Origin of the sequence: Salmonella sp. SG203 (assembly GCF_013350575.1) — a bacterium.
Taxonomy (GTDB): Bacteria; Pseudomonadota; Gammaproteobacteria; order Enterobacterales; family Enterobacteriaceae; genus Salmonella; species Salmonella enterica.
On the sequence record NZ_SNMT01000047.1, the window covers coordinates 1 to 8426 of the forward strand.

Annotated in this window: 4 protein-coding genes and 7 pseudogenes; 6 read left to right on the forward strand and 5 right to left on the reverse strand. The window is 48.1% G+C overall.

What is annotated here, in order from left to right; all coding sequences use genetic code 11:
* Together HV477_RS27170 and HV477_RS27175 are read right to left on the reverse strand one after the other, a co-directional pair.
* Positions 1–972 (reverse strand): fimbria/pilus outer membrane usher protein (locus tag HV477_RS27170; RefSeq protein WP_175065680.1); only part of this gene is annotated, 972 nt, incomplete at its 3' end.
* Between the two features lie 118 nt (positions 973–1090).
* A complete protein-coding gene (locus tag HV477_RS27175; protein ID WP_175065682.1) occupies positions 1091–1690 on the reverse strand; it encodes a fimbrial protein in 600 nt (199 codons plus the stop codon).
* A 719-nt stretch (positions 1691–2409) separates the two neighbouring features.
* On the opposite strand from HV477_RS27175, the pseudogene HV477_RS28740 reads away from it, so the two are divergent.
* A pseudogene (locus tag HV477_RS28740) lies at positions 2410–2493 on the forward strand (hypothetical protein); the annotation flags it as partial.
* 68 nt (positions 2494–2561) lie between these two features.
* Here HV477_RS28740 and HV477_RS27180 read toward each other — a convergent pair.
* Positions 2562–4429, reverse strand: a pseudogene (locus tag HV477_RS27180) (amidohydrolase).
* A 21-nt stretch (positions 4430–4450) separates the two neighbouring features.
* A pseudogene (locus tag HV477_RS27185) lies at positions 4451–4681 on the reverse strand (antibiotic biosynthesis monooxygenase); the annotation flags it as partial.
* On the opposite strand from HV477_RS27185, the pseudogene HV477_RS27190 reads away from it, so the two are divergent.
* From HV477_RS27190 to HV477_RS27205, 4 genes and pseudogenes are all read left to right on the forward strand, one after another.
* Positions 4663–5142: pseudogene (locus HV477_RS27190) on the forward strand (LysR substrate-binding domain-containing protein); the annotation flags it as partial. The pseudogenes HV477_RS27185 and HV477_RS27190 overlap by 19 nt on opposite strands.
* Positions 5143–5169: 27 nt before the next feature.
* Positions 5170–5328, forward strand: a pseudogene (locus HV477_RS27195) (IS3 family transposase); the annotation flags it as partial.
* Positions 5329–5426: 98 nt separating this feature from the next.
* On the forward strand, positions 5427–5714 hold the full coding sequence (locus HV477_RS27200; RefSeq protein ID WP_254621735.1) for a LysR substrate-binding domain-containing protein: 288 nt from the start codon (positions 5427–5429) through the stop codon (positions 5712–5714).
* A 181-nt stretch (positions 5715–5895) separates the two neighbouring features.
* A pseudogene (locus tag HV477_RS27205) lies at positions 5896–6011 on the forward strand (transposase); the annotation flags it as partial.
* 225 nt (positions 6012–6236) lie between these two features.
* Here HV477_RS27205 and HV477_RS27210 read toward each other — a convergent pair.
* On the reverse strand, positions 6237–7193 hold the full coding sequence (locus HV477_RS27210; RefSeq protein WP_175065681.1) for an IS110 family transposase: 957 nt from the start codon (positions 7191–7193) through the stop codon (positions 6237–6239).
* A gap of 66 nt (positions 7194–7259) precedes the next feature.
* Between HV477_RS27210 and HV477_RS27215 the strand changes: the two are divergent.
* Positions 7260–7681, forward strand: a pseudogene (locus tag HV477_RS27215) (transposase); the annotation flags it as partial.
* Positions 7682–8426: the final 745 nt, after the last annotated feature.

The following is an 8426-nucleotide window of genomic DNA, read 5'->3' on the forward strand; positions in this document are numbered from 1 at the left end:
CCGGACGCTGACATCCAGGTTGCCGCTGATATTCTGGCTCAGGTCGGGAAGCTCAAAAGGCCCCGGCGACACCCGGGTCTGGTACAGAATGCGACCATTCTGGCTGACGGTAACCTGTGCATTACTGTTCGCAATGCCGCTGATTTTCGGGGCATACCCCTGAAGAGAGGGCGGCAGCATGCGCTCATCGCTGGCCAAAGTGAGCCCGGCAAAGCGGAAGGAGTCAAAAATAGCGGAGCTGAGGTACGTCTGTCCGAGCGTCAGTTTTGAACGCAGTGCTGGCAGGGCACGGAACAGATACGTCTGCGGCAGATAAAAATCAGACTGTGATGCGCCCTGCCCACTGTCAAAACGGCTGTACTGGTAATCGCTCCGCAACCGCCAGGCGCCGAGATTAAACCCGGCGGTGCCGTAGAGGCTGTAGCTGTCAGAGGTCTCCCCCTGCTGCGGCATGTAGCGGCTGGCCATCAGGCTGTAATCGAGCAGGCCGGCGGTGACGCCGTCGCTCCAGCGTGAAGGGGGGACCCAGTCCGGGTCCTGATAGCGCATCCAGGCCTGGGGAATAATGAAGGTCAGACGCTGATTTTCAGCGCTGTACCGTACCTGACTGTCAGCGGAGCGCAGCTCAAGGCACTGCCCGTCCGGGATACCGGTAACGGGTTTCAGGCCATGAATAATCTTATCCTTAAGACCCAGCATGGCCACCATATCGGTTGTCACACAGATGACGGCCGCATCGCGTCCGGCAGCCGGTACAACCCTGACCGGATACTGTTCCCGTACCGTCTGGTCATTGAGCCAGATATCGAGAATATAGTTACCCGGTGCCACATATCCCTCGCGACTGAAGGCCGTGAGGTCCACGTTGGACAGATTCCCACTGTCCAGCAGGCTGGCATTGAACTCCGTGGCCTGAGACTTCAGGACGGAAAATGTCAGGGTAAGCAGTATGGCAAGCGGGGTCAGTTTCATGGTGTGGCGCTTTCGTGTTGTCGTCCGTGTCACAGACAGCCCGCAGGCGTGGTCAGATATAAAAGCCGTCCGTAACCTTCCATGGACGGCTCATCCCTGTGTTATCCGCAGAATAAAATCACTTATATGTCAGGGTGTAAGTGATTGCAGTCTGTATATCCCCCGCGGTGACTGAGTCCTCTGCTCCCAGATTAATCAACCGGGCAAAGAGGTTTATCTGGTTATCACCAGCCTGTAACTGTTGGGGAGTGGTTCCCGTTGACGCCAGGGCAGATGGGGTAAGAGCTGCCATTGAGCTGTCCAGTAACTGAACGCCTACCCCGGTCGCCATTCCTGCCCCCGGAGTGTTGGCGTATGCCTTGTCACCGGAGGCAGCCGTACCCTGGAAGGACACCGACACCAGAGACATTTTTCCGGCTGAGCCTGGTGTATTTACAGTATTAGCGTCAAATGAGCAGTTCCGCAGATGGATGGTGACAGGTTTTGCTTCTGAAGTGGCATCTGCCCCCTTAAGCTTGCGATAGGAAATCTGGCCAAATTTTACGGTGAGGTCGTCATCTCCCGATGCAATATCGCAGGGTGAATTGGTGATGGTCCCGGTGAAAGTGACCTTACCTGACCCGAACGGGCCAACAGCGTGGTTAACCTCAGCAAAAGCAGACGAGCCATACATCATTATTCCGGCTGTCGCCACAGATAATATTAATTTATTGCGGATAAACATAAAAATGTCCTTTCCTGAAGGGTGCATGGAGATAAACAGATTCAGAATGAATCCATTTAATTGTGGAGTCTGGTATTCAATGAATCAGGGGTTGCCACGCCCTGAGAGATACAAACTCAGACAATCCACTCCGGACATTTATAAAAAAAGTCTCAGGTAATTTTAACTAAATTATATCGATCGTATCGATCGATATAATAGATCGCAAATTAGGAATAATCACAAAAGAAATGCTTTTTGGTATTAAACTTAGCAGGAAAATCAAACCAGAATGAGGCATCTGCAAATATTTTTCAGTGTTTTTGAAACACATTGAAATATCTTAAATAAGATACATTTCCATCAAGTTCACTTTCGAAGCGAACAGGTTATAAATCTGTATAAACATCATTACTTAAACATCAGCAGAATAAAAAACCACATTAAAAGTCAATATCAATAATTTACCCCGTCAAGCCGAATTTTTAAGCAGTCATGGAAAGTGAAAAGAGAGAGAGACAAGAAATGGCGAGTGAAGTGCTGTTTTTATTTTAAATGTTATATAAATCACAATATTGTTTTAGGCTTGCATATTGGAGAGTATAAAAAAGCTCAGACAACTACCAGATAGCTGGGGTCTTTTCCGGATGAGGGCGAAATGACACGCTAAGTTGTCTTAGCTCAGATTTGAGCCTGACACAACTATGGCGCAGAGCCGGACCCAATCTGGCAGTCTTTTTCAATGGTTTGAACGAAATCCAGGCAGATTCGGTGAAAACCAAGTCCCAATTATTAATACTCAACAAAACCCCTACCTACAGACATATAGAAAACTGAAATATATAAGGCCGGTCAAGCAAAATACTATCCAGCCTTATATGCTACATTAAAACGAAAAGCATGAACAACCGAGCACGCCCCAGAAGGCTTGATCATCTGATACCAAGATCCCCGACTGACGTGCAATATTGTGTTCATGCCCGTGTACTCCACAACTGCCAATACACTGGTGCATTTTCACTACCGACCCCACTTTCGTTGCCACTGGCGGTGCGGAACTATAGTGTCCAAGTACTTTCATCACTGGTGACCAATCTGGCAACACCGGGATCGGTGGAGGAGTCAGTGGGCTGAAACACCCTGCAGCATACACTACCTTACCATCAACCACTGTCAGAACTGATTCAATCCTTTAATTTCTTCTTCCGGCACGCTGAAATAATCTTTTGACAATACGACCAGATCTGCTAATTGGTCTTTGACAATATGCCCTTTCTTTCCCTGTTCGCTGGAGAACCAGGCACTTCCTGCAGTCCACAACTCAAGGGCTACATCGCGCGGCAATCTATTATCATCATCATACATCGACATTCCACCAACCGTTCGTCCAGATACCAGCCAATAAAGCGCCGTCCACGGATTATAGCTTGCAACACGGGTGGCGTCTGTACCCAATCCTACCGGGACATCCAACTCCAGCATCCTAGCGACAGGTGGTGTGTGTTTGACAGCATCCTGACCATAACGATCGACAAAATACTCCCCCTGGAAAGCCATACGGTGCTGAACAGCGATACCGCCCCCCAGTGCTTTAACACGCTCAATGTTGCGTTCGGTAATGGTTTCGGCATGGTCGAAGAACCATTGCAAACCGTTGAACGGAATATCACGATTAACCTTCTCAAACACGTCAAGCATCCGGCTGATAGATTCATCGTATGTGGCGTGTAACCGAAACGGCCATCGGTGCTCAACCAGATGGCGAACCACTCGCTCCAGCTCATCTTCCATCCCCTGAGGCTGGTCTGGACGTGGCTGCAGGAAATCTTCAAAATCCGCAGCCGAAAAAACCAGCATCTCACCAGCACCATTAGCGCGATAGAAATCTGTGCCCTGTCCCGGTGTTAGCATATCAGTCCAGCGTTCAAAGTCGTCCAACTCCTGCTTAGGACGTTGAGTAAACAAGTTGTAGGCGATACGTACCGTCATCTGATTGTTGCTATGCAACTGTTCGATAACTTCGTAATCCTCCGGATAATTCTGGAAACCACCACCAGCGTCGATCGCACTGGTTAAGCCGAGACGGTTCAATTCACGCATAAACTGACGCGTAGAGTTAACCTGTAATTCTAACGGCAGCTTCGGTCCTTTCGCCAATGTAGAGTAAAGGATCATAGCGTTTGGTTTCGCCACTAACATCCCGGTTGGGTTACCACGTGCGTCACGGACAATTTCCCCTCCCACAGGATCCGGCGTATCCTTGGTATAGCCCACTGCCTTTAGTGCCGCGCGGTTGAGCAACGCCCGGTCATATAGGTGTAAAACAAACACGGGCGTGTCCGGAACAGCCTCATTCAATTCCTCAATGGTAGGCATCCGGCGTTCAGCAAACTGGAATTCGCTCCAGCCCCCCACCACACGTACCCACTGCGGCGACGGCGTACGCGCAGCCTGATCTTTGAGCATTCTTAAAGCATCCGCCAGGGACGGTACTCCCTCCCAGCGCAGTTCAAGATTATAGTTCAGCCCACCACGAATCAGGTGGAGGTGGGAATCGTTAAGCCCAGGAATAACTGTATGACCTTTAAGATCAATAATCTGTGTACCATCAGTAGCGTAGCTCATGATCTGGTCGTGAGACCCGGTAGCAACGATCTTCCCATTGGCGATAGCCACCGTTTCTACCAGTGGCGCAGTACGATCTAGGGTATGGATCTGCCCATGTGTCAGTATCAGAGTAGCAGTTTGAGACATAATAATCTCCTGAGAACCGGATCAAGCTTTTTTCAGCCAGCCAGCGAACAAGCGGGTAACAATAGGCATCCAGAGCCAGACGACCAGCGCAACCACGCATGCATCATTAATAAAATGCAATAGCAGATAACCTTTCAGCGACGGTAATAGCATTCCCGTCGCCCACGGTACTAAGTTAGTACTGGGGAAAATTACCAATAGCGTAATAAGGAACTGCTTCCAGCGTTTCGGCTGGCGCATATTTGCTGCTGGGCGCTATTAATGATCCTCCCACCTCTGCAGTCTGGTCTTATAAAATGTTGGGCACATTAGATAACGTATTTGTAGTCGCTCCCTGCCATCCTCTAACCTCACAGGAACAGCCGCTCACCAACGAACAGATATGTCTGTATCGGGCGGTAGTGATCAGCGACAGCGCACACAAATGTCACCCTATCAACATTAACTTGATGGACGAGCAACCTCAAATCCGCGTAGACAATTTTCATAGTAAAGTAAGGTTACTGCTCGCAGGAATGGGCTGCGGCTTCCTACCACGCCATATAGCTCTCCCATGGCTGGAGAAGGGGGAACTAGTGGAGCTCTCAGTATTGTCATTTCGCCAGAAAGACATCGCCTATATGGCATGGCGCAACAGCAGCGATGGTTTGGCCCTGCGATGGTGGCGTCAGGCATTACTGGACGGTGAAGTACTGAACGGCATCTATCTCTGACAACTTCCCTTTTCAATCATTAAGTGAATCGCCAAAAAGATCTACAAAACGCGTGAAGATGCCCGCAGCGATGTTTTTGATTATATAGAAATATTTTATAAATACAGGCGTCGGCATGGCTCGAGTGATCAGATACCACCTGCTGAATATGAAAACCAATATTATCAACGGCTCGGAGGTGTCTAGATTATCCGTGGCGATTCAAAACCCGCTTGATGGCGCTGAGGAATCCCCAGTAATGAGCGGGTGAAAAAAGACAGGCATAGAGTTTTGTGATCTACTGATTGTGCAACCAATTCAGGCTACTGGACGGTCAGAAAGCGTTATTTGTACCGGACTTTGACAGCGCCATTGCGGTGATCCAGCAGAACACCGGCATCGGCTACATTCCGCACCATATGGTAAAAGCCCTGCTGAATAACGGCACACTGGTGAAAAAAGCCATGCAGGAGCATAAGCATGCCACGCGGCTGTTTATCGCGACAAGAAGTGACGGGCTGGGAGAATCGGTGCGCTGGAGTATTGAGTACCTTCAGCGGTCAGAGATGAAACTGGCTCTCAACGGAGGATGAGGACCCGGGGAGATTAGGCTGTGTCCTTTAAGGGGTTTGACGGTCAATGATGTAAAAAACCACGCTAAACGATCTCAGAAATCGATTTTGATACGTTCCAGTTGTAAGTATCCCGTATAATCGTGCCATTCATATTTAGAGATCATCCGGCATAATCAATCTTCCAACGAAGGAGATCGCGATGCGTAAAGCCCGTTTTACTGAGAATCAGATCATCGCTGTGATTAAGTCGGTTGAAGCCGGACGAACCGTTAAAGATGTCTCCGGGAGGCTGGTATCTCTGAAGCCACCTACTACATCTATGGACTACCTCCGTTTTGCAAGTACTGAATCTGGTTTTGGGTTGTTGCTTACATCTATCCGGCATCAGGAAAATCTGTGCCCAAATGGGTAATCCGCACACAATCGCCTCAACAACTGGACGGCCTCTGAGGCCAGTATAAAAATCAGGTTCCGATTGTGCAGGTGCAACCTGTCATCATTTCTCAGTACGCTGCAACTTTTGCTGGCAGGGGATTAATTTCACACTACCTGATACTCGGTCTCATTTCTCAGCATCGACCAGATTATTCTCGCGTTTTTGTTAGCGACCGCCACGGTCGTTTTATTAAATCCGCGCCGTTCCTTTAACTGGTTAACCCACTGATTCATATGACCATCATTGTTATTCGTGGCAACCCTGACGACAGCGCGGGCACCATGAATAAAAAGTGTCCGCAGATGCTTGTCGCCTTTTTTCGTCATATTCATCAGTACCTGCCTGTCGCCACTCGAATGCTGGCGTGGAACCAGACCCAGCCATGTAGTAAAGTGGCGACCATTCTTAAATTCAGTTCCTTTGCCAATAGCAGCAACAACGGCCGTGGCCGTTTTAGGACCAATGCCTTTAATTTTGGCGATACGCTGACAGGCTTCTGATTGCCTGAATACTGTTTCAATTTCCTTATCAAAAAAATGGATCCGACGCCCGAGATCGTTAAAGAGATCATAGAGTTCGGCAATTGTTCTGCGCATACGGGAACTTAGACCGTTTTCTGCATCTTCAAGGATAAGAGGAATAGCACGGCGAGCTCTGGAGACAGCACTGCCAATGGGGATCCCCCGGTCAAGTAACAGCCCTCTTATTTGACAGACTGTAGCAGTGCGGTGATTGACAATACGCTGCATTGTCGGTTGCATCAGAGCCACTGCGATGGCCTGTGCATCATTACCATCATTTTTTTGCCCGCGGACAAAGGGTTTTACATACTGAGGACTGATGACCTTTACTTTGTGCCCCAGTTTCTCAAACTCACGCTGCCAGTAAAATGCCCCGGTGGACGCTTCGATCCTAATCAGACATGCAGGAATATTTGCCCGCGTCTGGAGCAATTCTTTTCGGCCAGTGCGTTTCGTATAAACCGGTTTGCCGGCCTGGTTTAACCCGCAGAGCTGAAAAACATTTTTAGCCAGATCAATACCCAGAAATACGATATTCATGGTGATTCTCCTGGTGAACACATTTCGTACAGTTAACCGCAGCGGGAGGAGGTAGTCCATCCCATTAACTGGAAGTCCAGATACGGTGGCATGGAGGCTTCTGATATTAAAAAGATCAAGGACCTTGAGGACGAGAACCGGCGTCTCAAACAGATGTTTGCCGACCTGAGCCTTGAGAACCGGGCGCTGAAAGACGTTATCGAAAAAAAGCTTTAAAACCAGCCTTTAAGCGTGAGCTGGTCACTCATCTGATAACGACATTTGGACTCAGTATCCGTCAGGCCTGCCGGAGTCTGAACCTGAGTAGAACGGTTTACCATTACCGTCCGGATACAACGCGTGACGAACCTGTTATTGTCGCGTTGCAGGCAGTGGCAGAGCGATACCCACGATACGGTTTTCCAAAACTTTTCCAGGTTTTGCGGCGGCAAGGATACCCGTGGAATCACAAAAGGATCCATCGTATTTATTGTCTGCTGAAGCTGAATGATGGGTGTCAGAATATAACTATGAACGCCCTCATGAATCACTGAACAATATGACACTGGAGGAATACCGACAGCACCATTATTTGGCCGGGATCTAAAAAATGCATGGAACTAAAACGGGTCTATTTACACCTGCAGTTCAGGTCGTCTGTATTGTGGTTATCTTGGTTGGTACTTTTGACATCATACTCCACAATGTCGGGGAGCTCAGGGAAGGTTCGCTGGACACACTCAGCAAAAGCGAATAATCAATATTGACTTCTGTTACCTGAATACATAACAAATAAATCTTACCAATAACATAACAACAAACATCGAATGATTATAACAATCATTATAATCACATAACCGTATTGTGACGCCTGCAAGGATGATCTGAGCCTCCTTCCACTGCGCTCATGGGCGTCAGTCCCCTATTTATAAAGAGTCCCCTGTGCTCGAAATAATTATTATTGTGATATTTCTTGTTATTATAATCTACTTTGAATACTGAATATAAGAATTTGTGAAATAGATCAATGTTTTTTATAATCTGGTTATGAAATAAATGTATGGCGAAGATGTGAAATAACCTCATACCTATAAAACATAACTAGTTGCCTTTATCGATAACGGGTACCCAAAGTACCCGTTCTTTTTGTCTATGGAAAACCCCCAGCTAGGCTGGGGGTTCCGGAAAGCTTTCAGCTTTAAGTCAGTTATTAAAACCCCTTTTGATTTGTTAAAACATCTTGCGGTCTGGCAA

What these genes read in the sequence shown, in the direction of transcription:
- HV477_RS27210 (WP_175065681.1), bottom strand. Translation starts at nt 7,193, where the DNA reads ATGAATATCGTATTTCTGGGTATTGATCTGGCTAAAAATGTTTTTCAG.